Here is a 21,757-nt window from a genome sequence, read left to right as displayed (position 1 = left end):
CTCCGCGACGAAGGACGGTCGGCCGCATGGTTTAGAGATAAGATTGACGAAGTTTTTGGGTGCCGGCGGTGCGTCGGCGATCATGGCTACCGCGTTGCTCGCCCTTGGCGGATCCGGTCAGGCATTCGCGCAGCAGATTACGACTGCTGCCAGCAACATTCCCTTGGTCAAGGCCGCCGTGACGGCCACCAATGCCAGCCTGCCTGCGGTCCCGGCGATTGCCACGGTCGCTCCGCGCGTCGCCGCGCCGCTGAGCCAGATCGCGCCGCCGATCATGTCGCGCCAGCTTCCCTCAATCTTTCAGGGCGCCGCGCCAGCCGCCGCCGTCGCTCCGTCGCTATCGTCGCTGGTGAGTGCGCAAATCGCCGGTGCGCCCCTCGACGAGGAAGGCAAGTGCCTTGCCACCGCCGTCTATTTCGAGAGCATGGGCGAGCCCCTGCAAGGCCAGCTTGCCGTTGCGAACGTGGTCATCAACCGCGCCCGTTCGGGCCGTTATCCGAGCTCTTTTTGTGCAGTCGTGAAGCAGAAGGCCCAGTTCAGCTTCGTCCGCGCCGGCCGTTTCCCGCGCATCGACCCGGCCTGTCAGGCATGGGCGAAGGCGCAGGCCATCGCTCGCATCGCGTCGCAAAATCTGGCGCAGGCGCTGCCGTCGGACGTGCTGTGGTACCACGCCGATTATGTGGCGCCCGGCTGGGGCCGTCGACTGACGCGGATCGACAAGATCGGCGCACACATCTTTTACCGAAGCTAGGCTTCGGCTGGCCGCATCCCGGCCTCCATCCAGCGTTAACCATAGCTGAGGGGGATTCGCGTCTCCCTCATCTTGGCGCAGCGTTGCAATTCAAGGGGTTGCGTTGGTCCTGTGGGGATGGGGGAGGCGTTTTCGTGTTGAAGATCCTGATCGTCGAAGACGACGCGCAGTTGGCGACGACGCTCAAATATCTGGTCGAAGACAATCCGCGATATCGCGTCGTCGCGACCGCCGACGACCTCGACAGCGCGGTGTCGGCCGCCGAAGAATATTCGCCTGATCTCGCGTTGGTAGATCTCCGCCTCGCGCATGGCAGCACCGGTTTCTCTGTTGCGGTCCGCATGGGCGACTTCAACATCCCATGCTTCTTCATCACCGGCAAGGCGCCCGATTTCCCGATGCCCGATCTGGCCCTGGGATGCCTTATGAAGCCCTTCACCGCCGAGGACATCCACCGCAGCCTCGCAGCGGCGGAAGACATGATGCGGGGCCGCGAGGCGTTGCGGCCCAAGATGCCGGTCAATCTGAAGCTCTACGACCAGATCGACGAGGCAAATGCCGACGAAGTGCAGCAGGGTTTCATCCCGTCGCGGCGGTCGCTGAAGACCCGGCTGGAGCATTGGATTGCGGGCACTCAGGGTTAAAATCGGTGGAACCGCTGGCAGCAGAATTGGTTGATGCTGCCGTGGACGAGTTGCGTTGGTCCCGCTTCTTCAACGCCCAGCGAGAATTTTGACCGATGCCTGCCAATATCCTGATTGTCGAAGATGAAATGCTTGTCGCGATCGAGATGGAAGCCATCCTCGAGGACCTCGGGCATCGTCCGATCGGTATCGCGGCGGACCTCGCCGCGGCCGAAACCTATGCCGGCGAACAGATCGATCTCGCGCTCGTCGATCTCAACCTTCGCGATGGACTGACCGGTCCGCAGATTGGCCGAATGCTTTGCGACAAGGGCACGAAGGTCGTGTTCGTCACCGCCAATCCTCGCCTGCTCGGCGACGGTATCGCGGGAGCGGTCGGCGTCATCACCAAGCCGACCGATGAGGACACGCTTCGCCAGGCGGTTGATTATGCCTTAGGCACCGTCGAGAAGCCGCCGGCCGCTCTCCGCCTCTTCGGTTAAACGGCGGCGATTACTGGCGCGAGAGCGCGCCGGCCGGAACCGACAGCTTCACGATCAGTCCCGTCGGCGACCATTCGCGCGCAACATGACCATTCAGCTGCTGAACGATTCCTAGATCGATCAGCCGCGTGCCAAATCCCATTCGCGTCGGGGGAGCATCCAACGTGGGACCGCGTCTTTCCACCCAGGTCAACGACAGCTTTCCGTCACTGATCCGCGTGTCGATCGCCACTTCGCCGTCAGCGCTCGAAAGAGCTCCATATTTCGCGGCATTGGTCGCCAGTTCGTGGAAGATCAGCGCCATCGGCGTCGCCCCACGGTCATCGATCGGCGTGTCGTCCCCGACAATAGAAATGCGCCCTTGCTCCATCGCCGGGTAAGGACTGAGCAAGTCGCGAAGAATGCCTTGGAGGGTGCTCTCGCCAATAGTCAGCGCGGATTCATCACTGTGCGGACGCGCGAATTCGTGGGCGCGACCCAATGCCGCGATCCGACGGCGAAGCTGTTCGGCAAATTCCTTCGCTTCGGGATGATTGCGCGCCGACAGCGCGACCAGTCCATTGATCACCGCGAAGATGTTCTTGATGCGATGGCTTAGTTCTCGGCTTAGGATCTCGGTCTGCTCGGCTTGGCGCTTCGCGTCGTCGATGTCGGTACAGGTCCCGATCCAGCGAACGATCTTGCCATCGTCGTCGCGCAGGGGGAGCGCGCGGCCGATCGTCCAGCGGTAACGCCCCTCACGATCGCGCAGTCGATACTCGATTTCATATGGCTCGCCCGTGTCCAGGCTATGCTGCCACCGCTTGCGGGCGCGTTCCTGATCGTCTGGATGGAACATGCCGTTCCATCCCTCACCGTCGGTCGAACCCTGAGGGACCCCGGTGAAATCGTACCAGCGCTGATTGTAATAATCGTGGTCGCCGTTGGGGAGTGTCGACCAGACCATCTGCGGCATCGTGTCCGCGAGAACCCGAAACCCCGCATCGCTCTTCAGCAAGGCGTGAGGGATGGCGATGTTGGGATCGACACTATTCGGCAAGGCGGCACTTTCACTCAGCTGTAATGGGTATGAACGCCAGGCCGCCGTTTCGGCTCCCTGTCGCCACTGCAAAGCGAAAAGCCGAAGGAAGTGCTGGATGCCCGACGAGGATTCGAACCTCGATTGACGGAGTCAGAGTCCGTAGTCTTACCATTAGACGATCGGGCAATCGTGCCGCCGGGTCGATAGAAAGCCCGCCCACGTCTGTCAACGTCGCCAAGGCAGCATCTTGCCGGCCAAAGGTTGCGCCGTGCCCATCAATTGCGGTATTCGGGCAACAAGTCAGCCGACCGGTATGTCCGGACGGCCAAGGATAGAATGGATCAGGCTGGGATGGCGTATCAAGCCGCCAGTGTGCCGGTTCCGCGGTCGTCGGAATTGGCAGGGGCAAGGACCCCGTCGCGGCGCAGCCATGCGCGCGACATCTACGGTGCCCTTGACCTTGGGACCAACAATTGCCGCCTTTTGATCGCGCGTCCGGACGAGGGTGGTTTTACCGTTCTCGATGCCTTTTCGCGGATCGTCCGGCTTGGCGAAGGTCTGTCGATGAGCGGCAAGCTAAGCCAGGGATCGATGGACCGGGCCGTCGAGGCGCTAGGCGTCTGCGCCGAGAAGCTCAAGCGGCGGCATGTCACCCTGTCGCGTTCGGTGGCGACCGAGGCGTGCCGGCGCGCAGTGAACGGCCGTGACTTCGCCGAGCGAGTGAAGCGCGAGACCGGTATCGCGCTCGAAATCATCCCGCCGCAGGAAGAAGCGCGGCTCGCCGTGCTGGGCTGTCACAAGCTGCTCGAGCCCGGTGACGGACCCGCGCTGATCTTCGATATCGGCGGCGGATCGACCGAACTGGTTTTGGTCGAGCAAGGAACGACGAGCCCGCGCATCCGTGCCTGGTGGTCGGCGCCTTGGGGCGTCGTTTCGCTGACCGAAAGCGAAGGGCGCGAGGCGATCGAGGGAAAGGACCGCGTCGCGGCCTATGCCCGCATGCGCGAACGCGTCTACCGCAGCTTCACCCGCTTCATGGAGATGCTCCCGGAGAAGCGCGAGAATGTCCGCCTGCTAGGGACCAGCGGAACGGTCACGACGCTGGCGAGCGTGCATCTCGCACTACCGAGTTACGACCGCAGGCAGGTGGATGGTTTGCACGTGCCCGTAGGCGACATGCGGCGCATTTCGACGATGATCGCGGAAATGGATTTCACCGAGCGGAGCGGGCTGCCGTGCATCGGCGCCGAACGCGCCGACATGGTAGTCGCCGGCTGCGCGATTCTGGAGGCAATCTTGGACATCTGGCCGGCCGAGACGCTGGGTATCGCCGATCGCGGCATTCGCGAAGGCATCCTCCGCTCGCTGATGGCGCGCGACGGATATGTCTTGTGAGCGGCGGGGCAGGGGGCCGTAGCGGCGGCCTGAAGGAGCGGCTGCGCACGGCCAAGGGCCGCAAGACGAGTTCGACCCGCTGGCTCGAGCGGCAGTTGAACGACCCTTATGTCAAGAAAGCGAAGGCGGAGGGCTATCGCAGTCGCGCGGCGTTCAAGCTGATCGAACTCGACGAGCGCTTCAATTTCCTTCGCGGGGTGAAGGGTGTCGTCGATCTCGGCATTGCGCCAGGCGGCTGGAGCCAGGTTGTGCGCCGTCGCGTGCCCGCGGCACGGATCGCCGGCATCGACCTGCTGCCGACCGACCCGATCGATGGGGTCGACATCCTCCAACTCGATTTCATGGACGAAAGCGCTCCCGACCAGCTTCGCGCCGCGCTCGGCCTGCCGCATGCCGACCTGGTCATGTCGGACATGGCCGCGAACACCGTCGGCCATCCGCAAACCGACCATCTGCGCACGATGGCGCTGGTCGAGGCGGGGATGGAATTCGCCTGTGAGGTGCTCCGGCCCGGCGGGACCTATGTCGCCAAGGTGCTGGCGGGCGGGGCTGATCATGGTCTCGTCGCCGCGCTCAAGCGCCACTTCACAACGGTGAAGCACGCCAAGCCGCCCGCGAGCCGCAAGGATTCGAGCGAGTGGTACGTGATCGCGCAGGGATTCAAGGGCGAGGCGATGACGCCGCGCGACGAGGAAGAAGACTAGCTCTTTCGAGCCGCGGCGACGGCTTGCTTGAGCGCGTCGTACCCGGCCGCGCTGTTGATCACCTGATCGCCAATCACGAACAGTGGCGTGCCCGTAGCGCCGAGACGGCTGGCGAGGTCCATGTTCGCCTTCAACTCCGCTTCTTGCGCTGCATCCTCGACGGGTTGCGGCGAGACGCCGGCGACGGCTGCCGCAGCGGCAATCGTCTGCGGTCCGGGACGCCCCGCAGCGTAGAGGGCGTCGTGATACTGGCCGAAGCGACCCGCCTTCGATGCCGCCAGCGAGACGCGTGCTGCGGCGACGCTGTCCGGCCCCAGGATCGGAAGCTCCTTGAAGACCACGCGGAGACCCTTGTCCTCGGCAAGCAGCCGCTCGATGTCCGGGTTGCTGGAGCGGCAATAGCCGCAGGCATAATCGAAGAAGTAGGTCATGGTGACGTCAGGCTTGGCCGCGCCCTTCCAGCTTGAGTGGAACGGCGCTTCCAGGCTGGCGCGGATCGGGGTCAGCGTCGACGCATATTGCTGTGAGCGAAGCGCTTCGCCGGCATCGATGAGGATTTGCGGATTGGTCGTCAGTGCTTCGCGGACCATTCGATCGCCGACCAATTGCGGTCCCGCGAGGAACAGCACTGCCGCCGTCGCCACCGACCCGATCAGTCCGCCGCCGACCGCAGCAATCCAGCGTCCCCCCTTATCGTCGCTCACCGCTTTTTCTTGTCCTTCTTGACCGCTTCCTCGGACACCATGGCGATATCTTGCGCACGAAGATAGTCGGGCGACCCGCGCGGCAAGCCTGCCATCGCCGTCTTCGCGCTGACCAGCGCCAGCTTGTCCTTGCCTTCCAGATTGTTGCGTTCGGCGGTGGCCAGCGCGGCGCGGGCGGTGTCGCCCTCCCGGTCGTAGACGATGCCTAGCTGATACCAGGCGAATGGGTTGTCATTGTCGCGATTGACCGCGCTTTTCAGGACCTGCTTCGCCTCCGCAAAATTCTGGCGATCCTCCGATGCGATCAGGGCGTGGCCAAGCATCACGGATATCATCGGCATGTCGGGCGCCGCCGCAACTGCCTGACGAAGGGGAGCGATCGCCGCCTTGGGCTGTCCGCCCTCCAGAAGAATCTGGCCTTTCAGTTCAAGAAAGAAAGGATCGTTGGGCGCGGTCTTGAGCAGGGCATCGGCCTCCGACGCCGCTTTGTCCGGATAGGCACCGAGATGGTAAGCATAAGCGCGGGCATAATGGCCGGGAACGGTCTGGTTCGACTCCGGATAGAGATTGACCGCCTGCTTGGGCGAGACATAGCCGACCAACTTGGCCTTTACCCGCTGGAAACGGGCCTCGAGCGCGGCGTCGACCGGCTTATTCCACGCCGCGTCCTTTTTGTAGAGACCCTCAAGCGTCGCGATACGCTCGCCCGAAAGTGGGTGGGTGCGATCGTAGCTGTCCTTGGCGTAGACGGCGAGACGATACTCCTGATTTTGCAGCTTCTTGAAGAAGGCGAGGCTGCCCTTTCCGGTCACGCCCGCGCGCGACAGATAGGCGGCGCCAGCAAGGTCGGCGCTCGACTCCTGCGAGCGGCTGAAGGACAGGAAGCTGCCCATCGCTGCCTGCTGGCCAAGCGCCATGATTCCCATGCCGGCTTCACCGGCGCCGGCCGCCATCGCGGCGGCGCCAAGCACAAGACTTAGGATCGAGATGCCGCTCGCCTTGCCAGCCCCTTCGCTGTTGCGAATAACGTGGCCGCCGGCGACGTGGCCAAGTTCGTGGGCGATCACGCCCTGCAGTTGGTTGACGTTGTCGGACGAAGTCAGCAGCCCGCTGTGGATGTAGACGATCTGGCCCTGCGCGACGAAGGCGTTGATCTCCGGATCGTTGATCAGCACGACGCGAACGCTTTTCGGATCGAGACCCGCGGCGACGATCAACGGATCGCTGATCTGCTTGAAAAGAAGCTCGGTTTCGCTGTCGCGCAAAAGTGATTGGGCCGCGACCGGCTGCGCGGCGGCGAAGAACAACACCAGCCCGAGCATGACGGCCCGGACGAGGCGGATGGACCGCTGGATCATGCCCCGCTGTCTCACCGGGTCGATGAACGCCCGATGAAAAACGGCCCGGCGCAGAAGCGCACGGGCCGCCATTCAGGACAGGATGCCGCCGGGATCAGCCGAACGTCCGCTGCCACCAGCCACGACGGGGCGACGCGTTGTCCGCAGTCTCGGTGGCCGTGTCGGCACTGACCGCCGAGCTCTCCGCCACTTCAGCCTTCGGCGTTTCGACGACTTCGGCCGGAACGGGGCTTTCGACCTCTGCCACCGGCTTCTTCGCGCGTGAACGACGCTTCGGCTTGGCGGGTGCTTCCTCCGCGACCGGTTCGGCCGTTTCAGCGGCAGGAGCCACGTCCGAAGCCTCGGCGGCGACGGTCGGAGCGGTAGCCGGAGCAGCCTTGCGGGCGCGGGGACGACGACGGGTCTTCGGCCCATCCTCGGCAATCGCCGGCTCTTCAGCCGCGACTTGCTCACCGGCCTGATCGAGCAGTGCTTCCTCGGCCAAGGGCGTTTCCACCATCGGCGAGATGTCCGTCTCTACCTCGGTCGAAGCGGAGTCTCCCGCGCCACGGCGCGAGCGACCGCCGCGGCGACCGCGACGCGAGCGCGGACGCTCTTCCAGTTCGACATCGGTTTCGCCACCGACGCCCTGAGGCTCTTCGTCGCGAGTTTCGGTCGAGCTTTCGGCATCTTGGTCGTCGTCACGCTCGTCGGCCTCGGCATTCTCGCCGCTTTCGCCGTTCTGACCTTCCTCGTCGCGACGGTTGCGTCCGCGACCGCCACGGCGGCGACGACGGCGGCGACCCTTGCGATCACCTTCGTCCTCGTCGCGATTCTCGGCGCGGCGCGGGCGATCGCTCGACGTCTCCTCGACCTCTTCGTCCTGGACCTCGTCGGCTTCGTCCTCGAACACGAAGTCGTCTTCATCTTCGATCGGCGGAAGCGGGGCGGGGCGATCCTTGGCGACCGGGCGCGGCCCGGCGCTCTCGACCGTCATGCGGGCGCCCTCGAACGCCTCGTCGATCTGGACGTCGACCATCACGCCGAAGCGATCCTCGATTTCCGCCAGTTCGGCGCGCTTCTTGTTGAGCACGAAGATCGCGGCTTCGCGACCGGCGCGCAGCATGATCTGCTCGCCGCGGCCCCGGGCTGCCTCATCCTCGATGATGCGTAGCGCGCTGAGGCCCGACGACGATGCGGTCCGCATCAGTCCAGTGCCCTCGCAATGCGCGCACGGGCGGGTCGACGCTTCGAGCACGCCGGTGCGAAGACGCTGGCGGCTCATTTCCATCAGGCCGAACGAGCTGATGCGCCCAACCTGGATGCGGGCGCGGTCGTTTTTGAGCGCGTCCTTCATCGCCTTTTCGACTTTGCGGACGTGGCTCGACTGCTCCATGTCGATGAAGTCGATCACGACGAGGCCGGCCATGTCGCGAAGGCGAAGCTGGCGTGCGATTTCCGCCGCCGCTTCAAGGTTGGTGGCGAACGCGGTCTGCTCAATATTATGCTCGCGCGTGGAGCGGCCCGAGTTGATGTCGATGCTGACCAGTGCCTCGGTCGGGTTGATGACCAGATAGCCACCCGATTTCAGCTGCACGAGCGGCTGGTACATCGCGGTAAGCTGGTCTTCGATGCCATAGCGCTGGAAGACCGGCGTCGGATCGACATAGGCCTGCACCCGGCGAACATGGCTGGGCATCAGCAGCTTCATAAAGCCGCGCGCCGCCTTGTAGCCCTCGTCGCCCTCGACGATGACCTCGTCGATTTCGCGATGATAAAGATCGCGGATCGCGCGCTTGATCAGGTCGCTGTCGCGATAGATCAGGGCCGGCGCGGCACTGGCCAGCGTCTTCTCGCGAATCTCGTCCCACAGGCGGGCAAGGTAATCGAAGTCGCGCTTGATCTCGACCTTGGTGCGCGAAAGGCCCGCGGTGCGGACGATCAGGCCCATCGTCGACGGCAGGTTGAGGTCGCCGATGATCGACTTCAGGCGCTTGCGGTCGGTCCCGTTCGAAATCTTCCGGCTGATGCCGCCGCCATGCGACGTGTTGGGCATCAGGACGCAGTAACGACCGGCGAGGCTGAGGTAGCTGGTGAGCGCCGCGCCCTTGTTGCCGCGCTCTTCCTTGACGACCTGGACGAGCAGCACCTGGCGGCGTTGAATCACGTCCTGAATCTTGTAGCGGCGGCGAAGCGCCTGGCGCTTCTTGCGAAGTTCCTCGGCAGCGCTTTCATCGACGGGCGAACGCGACGAACCGGTTCCTACCTCGTTCGATTCCTCGCCGTCGGTGGCTTCGCCGGCTTCGGCCTGATCGACGCCTTCGTCGTCATGGCCTTCGTCACGATCGTCATCGTCATAGTCGCCCGAGCGCAGACGCTCTTCCTCGGCGGCATGCTCGGCCTCTTCGCGAAGCAGCGCGTCGCGATCGGCCTTCGGGATCTGGTAATAGTCGGGGTGAATTTCCGAGAAAGCGAGGAAACCATGCCGGTTTCCGCCGTAATCGACGAATGCCGCCTGAAGCGACGGTTCGACACGGGTGACCTTGGCTAGATAGATGTTTCCCTTGAGCTGCTTGTGCTCTGAGGATTCGAAGTCAAACTCTTCGATCCGGTTTCCCTTGGCGACGGCGACCCGAGTTTCCTCGAGATGGCGCGCGTCGATCAGCATGCGCATGGACATTGGTAATTCTCCGGGCGCGCCGGGCGGCCCCTGTTGAGCCTCGGCGCGCGATATAAAAGGCCGTCATCGAACGGACGACGGCGCGATGTGCGTGAAATGCCTCTGCTGCTGTGGCCATCGCGATATCGTTCGCGAACGACGCGGAGACGCGCTCTGCAAAGAGCGTGGTCTGGGCGTCTTGTGGCATCATGCAGCGTCAACCTTGAACGCCGCGAGTCCGCCGACTTGGGGGCTGCGGTTGGGCGGCCCACCCTGCCGTCGGTCGCGGCTAGTCTCCCGGCACGAGCCGGGACGGTTTGGGTTAGCACCGCTGCCGCAGGCCCGCAACCTGCGCTTTCGGCGGATTTTCGGGCGCCTTGGCGAAGCCGAGACCCTCCTCTAGGCTCCCTGCGATGAAGCGGCGGCAGGCAATCGGATTGGGGGTAGGCGGCGCGGCGTTGATTGCGGTCGCGGCGCTTGCGTTCACACTCGTAGGCGAGCGCACCGATGCGGAGCCGGAGGGTATTGCCCTGGCCGGCGAAGCGCGTCGCGGGCAATTGACGACCGAGTTGGGCAAGGCGGTGGCCGACGTGCGCGTTCGAGAGGCGCGCGTGCCCGGACGCCCGATCGTGCTCATCGATCCGGGCCATGGCGGGCAGGATCCGGGAGCGACCGGCGTGTCGGGACAAGGCGTCGAAAAGGCACTTGCCCTCGCCACGGCGATCGAGCTTGCCGATCTGCTGGAAAAGCGGGGGAGGGTGCGCGTGGCGCTGACCCGCGAAGACGACCGCTATCTTTCGCTGGAGCAGCGAGCCGCCATCGCCCGGCAGCTTGGTGCCGGACTGTTCCTCTCGATCCACATGGACTCAGCGCCCAACCCACTGGCTGAAGGCGCGACGGTCTATTCGCTGTCCGATGTCGCATCGAGCGCCGAAGCGGCGCAGTTTGCGGCGGCGGAGAATGAAGCCGGCGGGGCACTGTCGAGCGAGGTAGACGGGTCGGTCCGGGCGCTTCTGTCAGATGTCGCGCTTCGCGAGCAGATGGTCGAGTCCGCCGGGCTGGCTGAGCGCCTCGTCCGCCGTGCGTCGGGGCGCCTGACGCTCAGGCCGCGCCCGCACCAGTTCGCGGGATTTCACGTTCTGCGGCGCGCCGAAACGCCGGCCGTGCTGATCGAAGCGGGCTATATCAGCAACGCCGAAGACGAGACGCGCCTGATGACGGCCGAGGGTCGAGCACCGCTCGTCCTTGCGCTTGCACAGGCCATCGAAGCCGACGTCGCCGCTCGCAACGCGCGGTGAAACATCGGCTTTCACAGGCGCGGCGAAGCGGCTAGACGCTGATCGACATGGCTTCCCGCGCGTTCCCGCTTCCCGATCTCGTCGCCTTCAACCAGCGCGTCCACAACCGTCTGGACCCGTGGTTCCAGCGGCGGTGGGTCCGCCGCCTGTCGTGGGCCGCGGTGGCAGCCTTTGTTATCGGCAGCCTGACCTACGTCTATTTTGCGATGAGCGTTCCGAGCTCGGACAAGCTGCTTGCCTACGAGCCGCCGCTGCCGACGAACGTGCGCGGCTATGACGGCAATCCGGTCCAGACCTTTGCCCGCGAACGGCGCGTCGAGTTGTCGTTTGACGAATATCCGCCGCTGGTCGTCAACGCCTTCCTGTCGGCGGAGGACAAGACCTTTTTCAGTCATAGCGGGATCGACATTCCAGGGCTCGCGGGCGCCGTCGTCGATTATAGCACCAAGGCCGTCACGGGCGGGCGTGCACGCGGCGGCTCGACCATTACGCAGCAGGTCGCGAAATATCTGCTGCAGGACGACCAATATGCGATCAGCCGCAAGATCCGCGAAGCAATCCTCGCCTTCCGGCTAGAGGATACGCTGAGCAAGGAAGAGATCCTCGAGCTCTATCTTAACTCGATCTTCCTCGGCCGGAACTCCTACGGCGTGCAGGCCGCGAGCCGCGCCTATTTCGACAAGGATGTCGATCAGCTTCTGCTTCACGAAGCCGCCTATCTGGCGGTTCTTCCCAAGGCGCCGAGCAATTACGATCCGCTCCGTGCCACTGCTCGCGCGACCGCACGGCGCAACTATGTCCTCCGCGAAATGGCGAACAACGGCCAGATCACCGAGGCCCAGCGTGCCGACGCTGCGGCCATGCCCCTCGGCACGATCCGCTACGGGGCCAGCGCCAAGTTCCGTGAACAGGGCGGCTACTTCATGGAGGAAGTGCGCCGCGACCTGATGCGCCGGTTCGGCGAGGACGCCGACAATGGGCGCAACAGCGTCTATTCGGGCGGGCTCTGGGTCCGAACGTCGATGAACCCGGTGATGCAGGACGCCGCGGCCGAAGCATTGCGCGAGGGCCTTGCCAAGTTCGACGGCGGACGCGGCTGGCGCGACACCGGGCTTAGCGTCGACATCAATGACGACTGGCAGAATCAGCTTCGCGTCGCTGCGCTGGGCACTGGCTTCCCCGATTGGAAGAAGGCGGTCGTCCTGTCGAAAAGCGGTAGCTCGGCGCGGATCGGCTTCCCCGACGGGTCGACCGGGACCGTCGCGGCGTCCGCGGCACAGCAGCAGAAGCGCGGCGGCGGCGGGACGGCGTTCAGCAATCTGAAGCCCGGCATGGTCATCATCGTGAAAAACGTCGCCGGCGACAGTTGGGCGCTCCGTTCGATCCCTGAGATTGGCGGCGGCTTCGTCGCGGAGGAAGTGCGAACCGGCCGCGTGCTGGCAATGCAGGGCGGGTTCGACGTCGTCGGCTCATCCTACAATCGCGCGACCCAGGCGCAGCGCCAGCCCGGCTCGTCGTTCAAGCCGATTGTCTACGTCACCGCGCTGGAAAACGGCCTGACGCCGGCATCGATCCTCGTCGATGCGCCATTCTGCGTTTGGCAGGGGGCGGGTCTTGGCAACAAGTGCTTCCGAAACTTCGACGGTGGCTATGCGGGACCCAAGACGATGCGCTGGGGTGTCGAGCAATCGCGCAACCTGATGACCATCCGTGCCGCGAACCAAGCGGGCATGGCGAAGGTCACCGCGACCGCCGCGAAGCTGGGCGTCGGCAATTACGAACAATATCTCTCGATCGCGCTGGGGGCGGGCGACACGACCGTCATGAAGCTGACAAATGCCTACGCAATCCTTGCCAACAACGGCCGTTCGGTCTCGCCTACGCTGATCGACTATGTCCAGGATCGTCGCGGCAAGGTCATCTATCGCACCGACAATCGCTGCCAGATCATGGAGCGTGACAGTGGCGGTGCGTGCAACGCGCCCGACTGGGACGGCAAAGCGATGCCACGACCGCCGTCGCGATCGAAGCAGCTGCTTGATGCGCAGGCCGCTTATCAGATGGTCCATATCCTCGAAGGCGTAGTCGAACGCGGCACCGCTACGACCCTGCGCGACTTGGATCGTCCGATGTTCGGGAAGACGGGGACCACGTCCGGCCCCACCAACGTCTGGTTCGTCGGCGGAACTCCAGAAGTCGTTGCCGGCGTCTACCTAGGTTACGACCAGCCGCGCTCGATGGGCGGTTATGCCCAGGGCGGGCGCATCGCGGCCCCGGTGTTCAAGCAATTCGCGCAAGTCGCTTTCAAGGACATGCCCAAGCTTCCCTTCGTCGCGCCGCCGGGCATTCGATTGGTTCGCATCGACCGCGTGACCGGCAAGCGCGTCTACGGCAGCTTCCCGACGACGGTCGATCCCAAGTCCTCGGTGATTTGGGAGGCGTTCCAGCCGGAAACCGAGCCGCGTCGAAGCTTCCGCCGAAGTGTCGAACTCGCCCGTGCGCAGGACAGCCAGAGCGAAGCGGCTCGCGCCCCGGCCCGTCGGCAAGCGCCTCCGCGGCGGACGCAGACGGCGCGCGCAACGCCGCCGGCCGACAGCGCCGAATTCTTGCAAAGGCAGGGCGGTATCTACTAGGCGCGTGACGGATTGATCGTTCGGTCCGCCCGACCTCACCGGGCGTCCTGGCCGCGAGCGATGTTGGAACAGGGAACCGAACGTCATGCGCGCCGAAGCGCAATCTCATATCGACCAGATCAAGGCCGCGACGCAGCTGCTGCGCCGCTTTCTCGATTGGGACAAGGCGCAACGCCGCCTCGAAGAGCTCAACGGCAGGGTCGAGGATCCGACGCTTTGGGACGATCCCAAGGCAGCGCAGGAGGTCATGCGTGAGCGGCGCCGGCTGGAGGAAGCGATCGGGGCGACCAAGAAGATCGAAACCGAGTTGAAGGACACGGTCGAACTCATCGAAATGGCCGAGGCCGAGGGCGACAACGGGTTGGTCGACGATGGCGTGTCGGCACTGGCCGAGCTTGCCGAGCGGGCGGAGCGCGACAAGGTTGCTGCGCTGCTGGCGGGCGAGGCTGACGCCAACAACAGCTACGTCGAGATCAATTCCGGCGCGGGCGGGACCGAAAGCAACGACTGGGCGGGGATGCTTCAGCGGATGTATTCGCGCTGGGGCGAGCGCCACGGAATGAAGGTCGAACTGGTCGATTATCATGCGGGCGAGCAGGCCGGGATCAAGTCGGCGACGCTTCTGATCAAAGGCGAGAATGCCTATGGAAATCTTAAGGTCGAGGGCGGCGTCCACCGCCTCGTCCGGATCAGTCCGTACGACAGCTCGGCGCGACGCCACACCAGCTTCGCCTCGGTCTGGGTCTACCCCGAGGTCGACGACGACATCGATATTGAGGTCAATGAAAGCGACCTTCGCATCGATACCTATCGCGCGTCCGGCGCGGGCGGGCAGCATATCAACACCACCGACAGCGCGGTTCGCATCACCCACATCCCGACCAACATCGTCGTCCAGTGCCAGAACCAGCGTTCGCAGCACAAGAACAAGGCCGAGGCGATGAAGCAGCTGAAGGCCCGCCTGTACGAGGCCGAGCTTCAGAAGCGCGAGGCAGAGGCCAATGCGACCGCCGCCGCCAAGACCGATATCGGCTGGGGCCACCAGATCCGCAGCTACGTGTTGCAGCCGTATCAGTTGGTGAAGGATCTTCGCACCGGCGCCACGTCGACGGCTCCAGGAGACGTGCTCGACGGCGACCTCGACCGCTTCATGGCGGCCGCCCTGTCGCAGCGGGTCACGGGCGAGAAGGTGGATGTTGAGGATGTGGAGTAGGCCGACGAAGCCAGGCTCCATCAAGATGGGGTATCGGCTGCGCTGCGCCGTGGCCCTGCCGTTCGTGCTCGCCGGCTGTAACGCGCCGACGCGGCCCAACACCTTTCCCGACGCTCGCCGGGACGTGGCGCCGATCGTCTCGTCTCGCTTCTCTACTGAGGACGCCCGCGATCGGGTCGGGGAGGCGGAAGAGGTCATGCGCCTTGCCGGCGTCGCCCCGGGAATGTCGGTCGCCGATATCGGCGCGGGCGAGGGCTATTACACGGTTCGCCTGTCGCCGATCGTCGGCCGCCGCGGGCGAGTACTCGCGCAGGACATCGTTCCGGCCACTCGCGACCTGCTCGCCCAGCGCGTGCAGCGCGAGAATTTGGAAAACGTCTCGGTTTTGCTGGGGCAACCATCGAACCCGATGCTCCCGCCGAACTCGTTCGACCGCATCTTCCTTGTCCACATGTATCATGAGGTCGAGGCGCCCTATGAGTTCCTGTGGCATCTGCGCGCGGGTCTGAAGACTGGCGGAATGATCGTGGTGGTCGACGCGATGCGTCCGGTGCGGCGTCACGGCATGCCGCCTGCGCAATTGCTGTGTGAATTTGCGGCGCTCGGTCTGAAGCCGGCAAAGAGTGCGCGGCTTCCCGACGGCGACAGTTATTTTGCCGCTTTCACCGTGGCCGGGCCGCGACCCGAACCTCGCGACATCCGTCCCTGCCCGTCGAAGGCGTGAGATAGCGGTGCTTGCCGCTTAAGCATGAAACGCGAATTTTCGCGCGTGCTAAAGCAACCCCATCCGGCGCATGCTGCTGCCGCCGGCAGCGAAGATCAGGTGATCGAGCACGGAGAGGTCGATGGCCTCGCCCAACTGGGCAAGCCGGCGGGTCGAAGGCAGTTGGCCCGGCTTGGCTGGCTCTCCCCACTCGGGTGATTGTGACAAGGACGACACCCGCGCTGCCAAGTCGCATCGCGTCGGCAACGATCGCGCGGACCGGCATGGCAACCGAGTATTCACGGCCCTCGTACGAAGCGAGGTGCAGGCATTGTGCCGATCGATCGACATGGGCCACCCAAAGTCGTTCTTGCGAGGGTCCCTCCGTCGCGAAGCAGGCCGCAAAGAACCGGCTGGCCACATCGTGGCCATTGGAGCAGAGCAGGTGATTCGGCACGCTGTAACCGCATGCCGATGGATTAGCGGACCTGTCTCTTCCGACCTATTGGAAGCGTGTCCAAAACGGTGGGATAAAGCGCCGTTCGCGCTGGACCTTGGCCTGAGCTTGGCTAGGGTAGGGGGATGCAGTCCTACCTCGACCTGATGCAGCAGATCCTCGACGACGGCGTCAAACAAATGGACCGGACAGGGACGGGCACGCGCTCGCTGTTCGGGGCGCAAATGCGCTTCGACCTTGCGAAAGGCTTCCCGCTGCTGACGACGAAGAAGCTGCACCTTCGGTCGATCATCATAGAGTTGCTGTGGTTCCTGCGCGGCGACACCAACGTCCGCTGGCTTCAGGAGCGCCGGGTCAGCATCTGGAACGAATGGGCGGACGAGAATGGTGACCTTGGTCCGGTCTACGGCAAACAATGGCGTGACTGGGAAGCCCCAGATGGTCGCCACATCGACCAGATTGCGGGCCTGATCGACCTGATCAAACGCGACCCCGGGTCGCGCCGGCAGATCGTCACGGCCTGGAACCCGGGCGAACTTGAGCGCATGGCCTTGGCGCCCTGTCATTGCCTATTTCAGACGCAGGTCGCGGGCGGCCGCCTGAATCTGCAGCTTTATCAGCGCAGCGCCGACTTCTTCTTGGGCGTTCCCTTCAACATCGCCTCCTATGCTTTGCTGACACATCTCCTCGCTCGCGAATGCGGCCTGAAGCCTGGCACCTTCGTGTGGACGGGAGGAGACGTGCACCTTTACTCGAACCACCTCGATCAGGCGCGTGAGCAATTGGGACGCGAACCGCGGACCCTTCCACGCTTGGTCATCAAGGATCGTGGACAGTCGATCGAAGGTTATGAGTTCGAGGATTTCACCTTCGAAGACTACGATCCGCACGCGCACATCGCTGCGCCGGTCGCGATTTGAAAACATTTCGCCTGCGTGATGGACCCGAATGCATGGTTTGGCGTTCGTTCATCGCAATGACAGGAGAATTTATCATGATGCGCAAGTTGATGACCATGGCCCTTATCGCGGGCAGCTTCTCGATCGCCGCTTGCAACACCGTTCGCGGTGCCGCTTCGGACGTGAATTCGGTTGCTAACGCGGCTGACAACGCGATCTGATTTGGGCATGGTCGTCCGCCTGAACCAAGGGAGGAATGACCATGTTTCGTAAGATCACGACCGTTCTGGTAATTTCGGGTGCGATGGCGCTCGCCGCGTGCAACACGGTGCGCGGTGCAGGCGCCGATCTCGGCTCTGCCGCGAATTGCACCGAGAACACCATCAATGGCGGTCGCTGCTAAACCAGCGATTGAACTTCTGAAAAAGCAGCCCCGTCGGCTTTCGCCGGCGGGGTTTCTTTTTGTGCATGGTGACTTAGGGCGTGACCCATGAAAAAGGCCGCCGCTCCGAAGAGCGACGGCCGATTTCATTCAGTCCCGAGCGACGATCAGTCGTTCAGATACTCACCCGCATCGGCGTCGGTGCCGGTGCCCGAGGTCGTCACTGCGGCGAGCGGATCGGGACCCGAGGCGCTGGCATCGCGCGGCGTCTGGGCCAGCTCGGCTGCATGCTCTTCGGCGGCCGAGTTCGGTGCGATCAGCGCTTCCTGCAGCTTGCGCTGCTGGGCACGGAGCGAGGCATCGCGGCTGGAGGCGGCGATCCGCATCCGGTTCATACCCGCGCCGGTACCGGCGGGGATGAGGCGACCGACGATCACGTTCTCCTTGAGCCCGTTGAGCGAGTCGACCTTGCCCTGAACCGAGGCTTCGGTGAGCACGCGGGTCGTTTCCTGGAAGGACGCGGCCGAGATGAAGCTGCGGGTCTGCAGCGACGCCTTGGTGATACCGAGCAGAACCGGACGCCCTTCGGCGCGCTTCTGCTTCTTCGTCAGCTTGGCGTTCAGCTCGTCCATCTCTTCACGATCGACCTGTTCGCCGGCCAGCAGTACGGTGTCGCCACCGTCGGTGATCTCAACCTTCTGCAGCATCTGGCGAACGATCACCTCGATGTGCTTGTCGTTGATCTTCACGCCCTGCAGTCGATAGACCTCCTGGATCTCGCTAACGAGATATTCGGCCAGCGCTTCCACGCCGAGCACTTCCAGGATGTCATGCGGATCGGGCGATCCACCGACGAGGTTGTCGCCGCGCTTGACGTAATCGCCTTCCTGCACGTCGATGACCTTCGACTTCGGAACGAGGTATTCGACCTCCTCCGAACCGTCCTCAGGCACGATCGCAATCTTGCGCTTCGCCTTATAGTCCTTCTTGAAGCTGACCTTGCCGGAGACCTTCGCGATGATCGCGTTTTCCTTAGGCTTGCGGGCTTCGAAGAGCTCGGCGACGCGCGGCAGACCACCGGTGATGTCGCGGGTCTTGGCGGCTTCACGCGGCATGCGGGCAAGAACTTCACCCGCTTCCACGGTCGCACCGTTCTCGACCGCGACCACCGCGCCCGGAAGCAGGCGATACAGCGCCGTCTCGCTCTCGTCGTCACCCAGCAGGGTGAGGCGAGGACGAAGGTCTTCCTTCTTCGACTTGGCGAGATCGTCGATCACCACGCGCTGCGTGATACCCGTCGATTCGTCGGTCTGCTCGGTCATCGTGCGGTTGTCGATCAGGTCCTGGAAACGAACCTGGCCGGCCTTCTCGGTGATGACCGGGCTGAACGAGGGATCCCATTCCGCGATTCGATCGCCGCGGCTGACGATGTGACCGCCTTCGCACAGCAAGTGAGCGCCGTACGGAATGCGGTGCGTCGACAGTTCGCGACCGTCCATGTCGAGGATCGCGATCTCACCCGAACGCGACAGCGACACGTGCCGGCCGCGAGGGTCGGTGATCGTGGGCATGTCGCGAAGCTCGACCGTGCCGTCGACCGGAGCTTCCAGGTTCGACTGCTCGTTGAGCTGCGCCGCGCCGCCGATGTGGAAGGTCCGCATCGTCAGCTGGGTGCCCGGCTCGCCGATCGACTGCGCCGCGATGACGCCGACGGCTTCGCCGATGTTGACCGGGGTGCCGCGGGCGAGGTCACGACCGTAGCATTTGGCGCAGACGCCCTGCTTGGACGCGCAGATCAGCGGTGAGCGGATCTTGATGCCCTGCAGGCCCATCGTTTCCAGCTGAGCGACCATCGGTTCGTCGAGCAGTGTGCCCTCCGGGATGATCACGTCGTTGGTCTTGCCGTCGACGATGTCCTCGGCCGTGGTCCGGCCGAGCACGCGGTCGGCGAGCGACGCAATGACCGCACCACCCTGGACGATCGCACGCATTTCCAGCGCGCGGTCGGTGCCGCAATCTTCCTCGATGATGACGGCGTCCTGAGACACGTCGACGAGACGGCGGGTCAGGTAACCCGAGTTTGCCGTCTTGAGCGCCGTGTCGGCCAGTCCCTTGCGGGCGCCGTGGGTCGAGTTGAAGTATTCAAGGACGGTCAGGCCTTCCTTGAAGTTCGAGATGATCGGCGTTTCGATGATCTCGCCCGACGGCTTGGCCATCAGGCCGCGCATGCCGGCAAGCTGCTTGATCTGAGCCTGTGAGCCACGAGCACCCGAATGGGCCATCATGTAGATCGAGTTGATCGGAGCCTCGCGGCCGGTCGCCTCGTCGATCTTCACCGACGAGATTTCCTTCATCATCTCGCTCGCCACGCGGTCGCCGCAACGCGACCAGGCATCGATCACCTTGTTGTACTTTTCCTGCTGCGTGATCAGGCCGTCCTGATACTGCTGCTCATAGTCTTTCACCAAGGCCTTGGTCTCATCGACCAAGCCGATCTTGCTGTCGGGGATGACCATGTCGTCCTTGCCGAAGCTGATGCCGGCCTTGAACGCGTGGCGGAAGCCGAGACCCATGATGGCGTCGGCGAACAGCACTGTCTCCTTCTGACCCGTGTGGCGATAGACGGTGTCGATGACGTCGCCGATCTCCTTCTTGGTCAGCAGGCGGTTGACAGTTTCGAACGGCACCTTGTGGCTCTGCGGCAGGGTTTCGCCCAGCAGCATGCGGCCCGGGGTCGTTTCGACCCGCTTCATGTAGGGCTTGCCCTCTTCATCGGTCTGCGGAACGCGGCTGATGATCTTGGTGTGAAGCGTCACCGCTCCCGCCGCGATCGCTTGGTGCACCTCGATCATGTCGGCGAGGATCGAACCTTCGCCCGGCTCCTTTTCCTTCATCATCGAGAGGTAATAGAGACCCAGCACCATGTCCTGCGACGGAACGATGATCGGCTTGCCGTTCGCCGGCGAAAGGATGTTGTTGGTCGACATCATCAGGACGCGCGCTTCCAACTGAGCCTCGAGGCTCAGCGGGACGTGCACGGCCATCTGGTCGCCGTCGAAGTCGGCGTTGAACGCGGAGCAAACCAGCGGGTGAAGCTGGATCGCCTTGCCCTCGATCAGGACCGGCTCAAACGCCTGGATGCCCAGACGGTGAAGCGTCGGCGCGCGGTTGAGGAGGACGGGGTGCTCGCGAATGACTTCGTCGAGGATGTCCCAGACTTCCTTGCGTTCCTTTTCGACCCACTTCTTCGCCTGCTTCAGGGTCATCGAGAGACCCTTGGCGTCGAGGCGCGAGTAGATGAACGGCTTGAACAGCTCGAGCGCCATCTTCTTCGGCAGGCCGCACTGGTGCAGCTTGAGTTCCGGACCGGTGACGATGACCGAACGGCCCGAATAGTCGACGCGCTTGCCGAGCAGGTTCTGACGGAAGCGGCCCTGCTTGCCCTTGAGCATGTCGGACAGCGACTTCAGCGGACGCTTGTTGGCGCCCGTGATCGTGCGACCGCGGCGACCGTTGTCGAACAGTGCATCGACCGCTTCCTGAAGCATGCGCTTTTCGTTGCGGACGATGATGTCCGGCGCGCGCAGTTCCATCAGGCGCTTCAGGCGGTTGTTGCGGTTGATCACGCGGCGATACAGATCGTTGAGATCCGACGTCGCGAAGCGGCCGCCATCGAGCGGCACCAGCGGGCGCAGTTCGGGCGGGATGACCGGGATCACTTCGAGGATCATCCACTCGGGCTTGTTGCCCGAATCGATGAAGCTCTCGACGACCTTCAGCCGCTTGATGATCTTCTTGGGCTTCAGCTCCGATTTGGTGACCGCCAGCTCGTCGAGCAGATCCTTGCGCTCACCTTCGAGGTCGAGGTCCATGAGCATGTGCTTGACCGCTTCCGCGCCGATTCCGGCGGAGAAGGCGTCTTCGCCATACTCGTCCTGCGCATTGAGGAGCTCGTCCTCGGTCAGCAGCTGATACTTTTCGAGCGGGGTCAGACCCGGCTCGATGACGACGTAGGATTCGAAGTACAGGATGCGCTCAAGCTGCTTCAGCTGCATGTCGAGCAGCAACCCGATGCGGCTCGGCAGCGACTTCAGGAACCAGATGTGCGCAACCGGGGCGGCGAGTTCGATGTGGCCCATCCGCTCGCGGCGGACCTTGGACACGGTGACTTCGACGCCGCACTTTTCGCAGACGATGCCCTTGTACTTCATGCGCTTGTACTTGCCGCACAGGCACTCGTAGTCCTTGATAGGACCGAAAATGCGCGCGCAGAACAGGCCGTCACGCTCGGGCTTGAACGTGCGATAGTTGATGGTTTCCGGCTTCTTGATCTCGCCGAACGACCACGAGCGAATCTTGTCCGGCGAGGCAATGCCGATCTTGATCTGGTCGAAGGTCTCCGGCTTTGCCACCGGGTTCGCGAAGTTGGTCAGCTCGTTCATATTCTACAGTCTCCAATCCCCCCGCGCGAAGGC

18 protein-coding genes and 1 tRNA gene are annotated in these 21,757 nt (G+C 63.8%); 13 read left to right on the top strand and 6 right to left on the bottom strand.

Translation table 11 applies throughout. The annotated features are described in order from the left end of the window. Positions 1-43: 43 nt before the first annotated feature. The 3 genes from SH584_RS03880 (at position 44) to SH584_RS03870 (ending at position 1,877) form a co-directional block, all read left to right on the top strand. Complete coding sequence (locus SH584_RS03880; RefSeq protein ID WP_324808695.1) at positions 44-751, top strand: cell wall hydrolase; 708 nt, start codon at positions 44-46, stop codon at positions 749-751. A gap of 134 nt (positions 752-885) precedes the next feature. Next, on the top strand, positions 886-1,395 hold the full coding sequence (locus tag SH584_RS03875) for a response regulator (protein ID WP_324808693.1): 510 nt from the start codon (positions 886-888) through the stop codon (positions 1,393-1,395). 95 nt (positions 1,396-1,490) lie between these two features. Beyond that, positions 1,491-1,877: a response regulator gene (locus SH584_RS03870; protein WP_324808691.1), complete on the top strand. Its 387-nt coding sequence runs from the start codon at positions 1,491-1,493 to the stop codon at positions 1,875-1,877. A 10-nt stretch (positions 1,878-1,887) separates the two neighbouring features. On the opposite strand, the gene SH584_RS03865 is transcribed toward SH584_RS03870, so the two are convergent. Further along, positions 1,888-2,916, bottom strand: coding sequence for a sensor histidine kinase (locus tag SH584_RS03865; RefSeq protein ID WP_324808689.1), 1,029 nt, complete (start codon positions 2,914-2,916; stop codon positions 1,888-1,890). A 94-nt stretch (positions 2,917-3,010) separates the two neighbouring features. After that, positions 3,011-3,084: transfer RNA gene (locus tag SH584_RS03860), tRNA-Gln, on the bottom strand. 165 nt (positions 3,085-3,249) lie between these two features. Between SH584_RS03860 and SH584_RS03855 the strand changes: the two genes are divergently transcribed. Both SH584_RS03855 and SH584_RS03850 read left to right on the top strand, forming a co-directional pair. Next, positions 3,250-4,293: a Ppx/GppA phosphatase family protein gene (locus SH584_RS03855; RefSeq protein WP_324808687.1), complete on the top strand. Its 1,044-nt coding sequence runs from the start codon at positions 3,250-3,252 to the stop codon at positions 4,291-4,293. Continuing rightward, positions 4,281-4,997, top strand: coding sequence for an RlmE family RNA methyltransferase (locus SH584_RS03850; RefSeq protein ID WP_416385167.1), 717 nt, complete (start codon positions 4,281-4,283; stop codon positions 4,995-4,997). Before SH584_RS03855 ends, SH584_RS03850 begins: the two co-directional genes overlap by 13 nt. Here the strand turns inward: SH584_RS03850 and SH584_RS03845 are convergent. From SH584_RS03845 to SH584_RS03835, 3 genes are all read right to left on the bottom strand, one after another. Continuing rightward, a complete protein-coding gene (locus SH584_RS03845) occupies positions 4,994-5,701 on the bottom strand; it encodes a DsbA family protein (protein ID WP_324808684.1) in 708 nt (235 codons plus the stop codon). The two genes, SH584_RS03850 and SH584_RS03845, sit on opposite strands and share 4 nt — an antisense overlap. Next, positions 5,698-7,059 carry a M48 family metalloprotease gene (locus SH584_RS03840; protein ID WP_416385148.1) on the bottom strand — a complete coding sequence of 454 codons (1,362 nt, stop codon included), beginning with the start codon at positions 7,057-7,059 and terminating at the stop codon, positions 5,698-5,700. The genes SH584_RS03845 and SH584_RS03840 overlap by 4 nt, the downstream gene beginning before the upstream one ends. 94 nt (positions 7,060-7,153) lie before the next feature. Next, a complete protein-coding gene (locus SH584_RS03835) occupies positions 7,154-9,718 on the bottom strand; it encodes an Rne/Rng family ribonuclease (protein WP_324808682.1) in 2,565 nt (854 codons plus the stop codon). Positions 9,719-10,110: 392 nt separating this feature from the next. Here SH584_RS03835 and SH584_RS03830 point away from each other — a divergent pair, with 392 nt between their 5' ends. From SH584_RS03830 to SH584_RS03795, 8 genes are all read left to right on the top strand, one after another. Continuing rightward, positions 10,111-10,995 (top strand): N-acetylmuramoyl-L-alanine amidase family protein, encoded by an 885-nt coding sequence (locus tag SH584_RS03830; protein ID WP_324808680.1) that lies wholly within the window; start codon positions 10,111-10,113, stop codon positions 10,993-10,995. A gap of 47 nt (positions 10,996-11,042) precedes the next feature. After that, positions 11,043-13,628 carry a penicillin-binding protein 1A gene (locus SH584_RS03825; protein WP_324808678.1) on the top strand — a complete coding sequence of 862 codons (2,586 nt, stop codon included), beginning with the start codon at positions 11,043-11,045 and terminating at the stop codon, positions 13,626-13,628. An 85-nt stretch (positions 13,629-13,713) separates the two neighbouring features. After that, positions 13,714-14,841, top strand: a complete 1,128-nt coding sequence (gene prfB, locus SH584_RS03820) for a peptide chain release factor 2 (RefSeq protein WP_322842536.1) — start codon at positions 13,714-13,716, stop codon at positions 14,839-14,841. A gap of 25 nt (positions 14,842-14,866) precedes the next feature. Then, positions 14,867-15,565 (top strand): class I SAM-dependent methyltransferase, encoded by a 699-nt coding sequence (locus tag SH584_RS03815; RefSeq protein ID WP_324808676.1) that lies wholly within the window; start codon positions 14,867-14,869, stop codon positions 15,563-15,565. Positions 15,566-15,610: 45 nt separating this feature from the next. Then, positions 15,611-15,763, top strand: a complete 153-nt coding sequence (locus SH584_RS03810) for a hypothetical protein (RefSeq protein ID WP_324808674.1) — start codon at positions 15,611-15,613, stop codon at positions 15,761-15,763. Positions 15,764-16,126: 363 nt separating this feature from the next. Next, positions 16,127-16,921 (top strand): thymidylate synthase, encoded by a 795-nt coding sequence (locus tag SH584_RS03805; protein WP_324808672.1) that lies wholly within the window; start codon positions 16,127-16,129, stop codon positions 16,919-16,921. Between the two features lie 32 nt (positions 16,922-16,953). Then, positions 16,954-17,121, top strand: a complete 168-nt coding sequence (locus tag SH584_RS03800; protein WP_324808670.1) for an Entericidin EcnA/B family protein — start codon at positions 16,954-16,956, stop codon at positions 17,119-17,121. Between the two features lie 41 nt (positions 17,122-17,162). Further along, positions 17,163-17,303: an entericidin EcnA/B family protein gene (locus SH584_RS03795; protein WP_324808668.1), complete on the top strand. Its 141-nt coding sequence runs from the start codon at positions 17,163-17,165 to the stop codon at positions 17,301-17,303. A gap of 146 nt (positions 17,304-17,449) precedes the next feature. Here the strand turns inward: SH584_RS03795 and rpoC are convergent, their stop codons facing one another. After that, positions 17,450-21,724: a DNA-directed RNA polymerase subunit beta' gene (gene rpoC / locus SH584_RS03790; protein WP_324808666.1), complete on the bottom strand. Its 4,275-nt coding sequence runs from the start codon at positions 21,722-21,724 to the stop codon at positions 17,450-17,452. Positions 21,725-21,757 lie beyond the last annotated feature (33 nt).

The sequence above is a fragment of the Sphingomonas sp. LY29 genome (genome assembly GCF_035593985.1).
In the GTDB taxonomy this organism is placed as follows: Bacteria; Pseudomonadota; Alphaproteobacteria; order Sphingomonadales; family Sphingomonadaceae; genus Sphingomicrobium.
This window is presented reverse-complemented; position numbering and strand designations above follow the sequence as displayed.

Coding starts and splice junctions, on each gene's coding strand:
- SH584_RS03830 (WP_324808680.1), top strand. CDS start 10,111: ATGAAGCGGCGGCAGGCAATCGGATTGGGGGTAGGCGGCGCGGCGTTG.
- rpoC (WP_324808666.1), bottom strand. CDS start 21,724: ATGAACGAGCTGACCAACTTCGCGAACCCGGTGGCAAAGCCGGAGACC.
- SH584_RS03855 (WP_324808687.1), top strand. CDS start 3,250: ATGGCGTATCAAGCCGCCAGTGTGCCGGTTCCGCGGTCGTCGGAATTG.
- SH584_RS03870 (WP_324808691.1), top strand. CDS start 1,491: ATGCCTGCCAATATCCTGATTGTCGAAGATGAAATGCTTGTCGCGATC.
- SH584_RS03815 (WP_324808676.1), top strand. CDS start 14,867: ATGGGGTATCGGCTGCGCTGCGCCGTGGCCCTGCCGTTCGTGCTCGCC.
- prfB (WP_322842536.1), top strand. CDS start 13,714: ATGCGCGCCGAAGCGCAATCTCATATCGACCAGATCAAGGCCGCGACG.
- SH584_RS03795 (WP_324808668.1), top strand. CDS start 17,163: ATGTTTCGTAAGATCACGACCGTTCTGGTAATTTCGGGTGCGATGGCG.
- SH584_RS03800 (WP_324808670.1), top strand. CDS start 16,954: ATGGTTTGGCGTTCGTTCATCGCAATGACAGGAGAATTTATCATGATG.
- SH584_RS03825 (WP_324808678.1), top strand. CDS start 11,043: ATGGCTTCCCGCGCGTTCCCGCTTCCCGATCTCGTCGCCTTCAACCAG.
- SH584_RS03805 (WP_324808672.1), top strand. CDS start 16,127: ATGCAGTCCTACCTCGACCTGATGCAGCAGATCCTCGACGACGGCGTC.
- SH584_RS03835 (WP_324808682.1), bottom strand. CDS start 9,718: ATGTCCATGCGCATGCTGATCGACGCGCGCCATCTCGAGGAAACTCGG.
- SH584_RS03840 (WP_416385148.1), bottom strand. CDS start 7,059: ATGATCCAGCGGTCCATCCGCCTCGTCCGGGCCGTCATGCTCGGGCTG.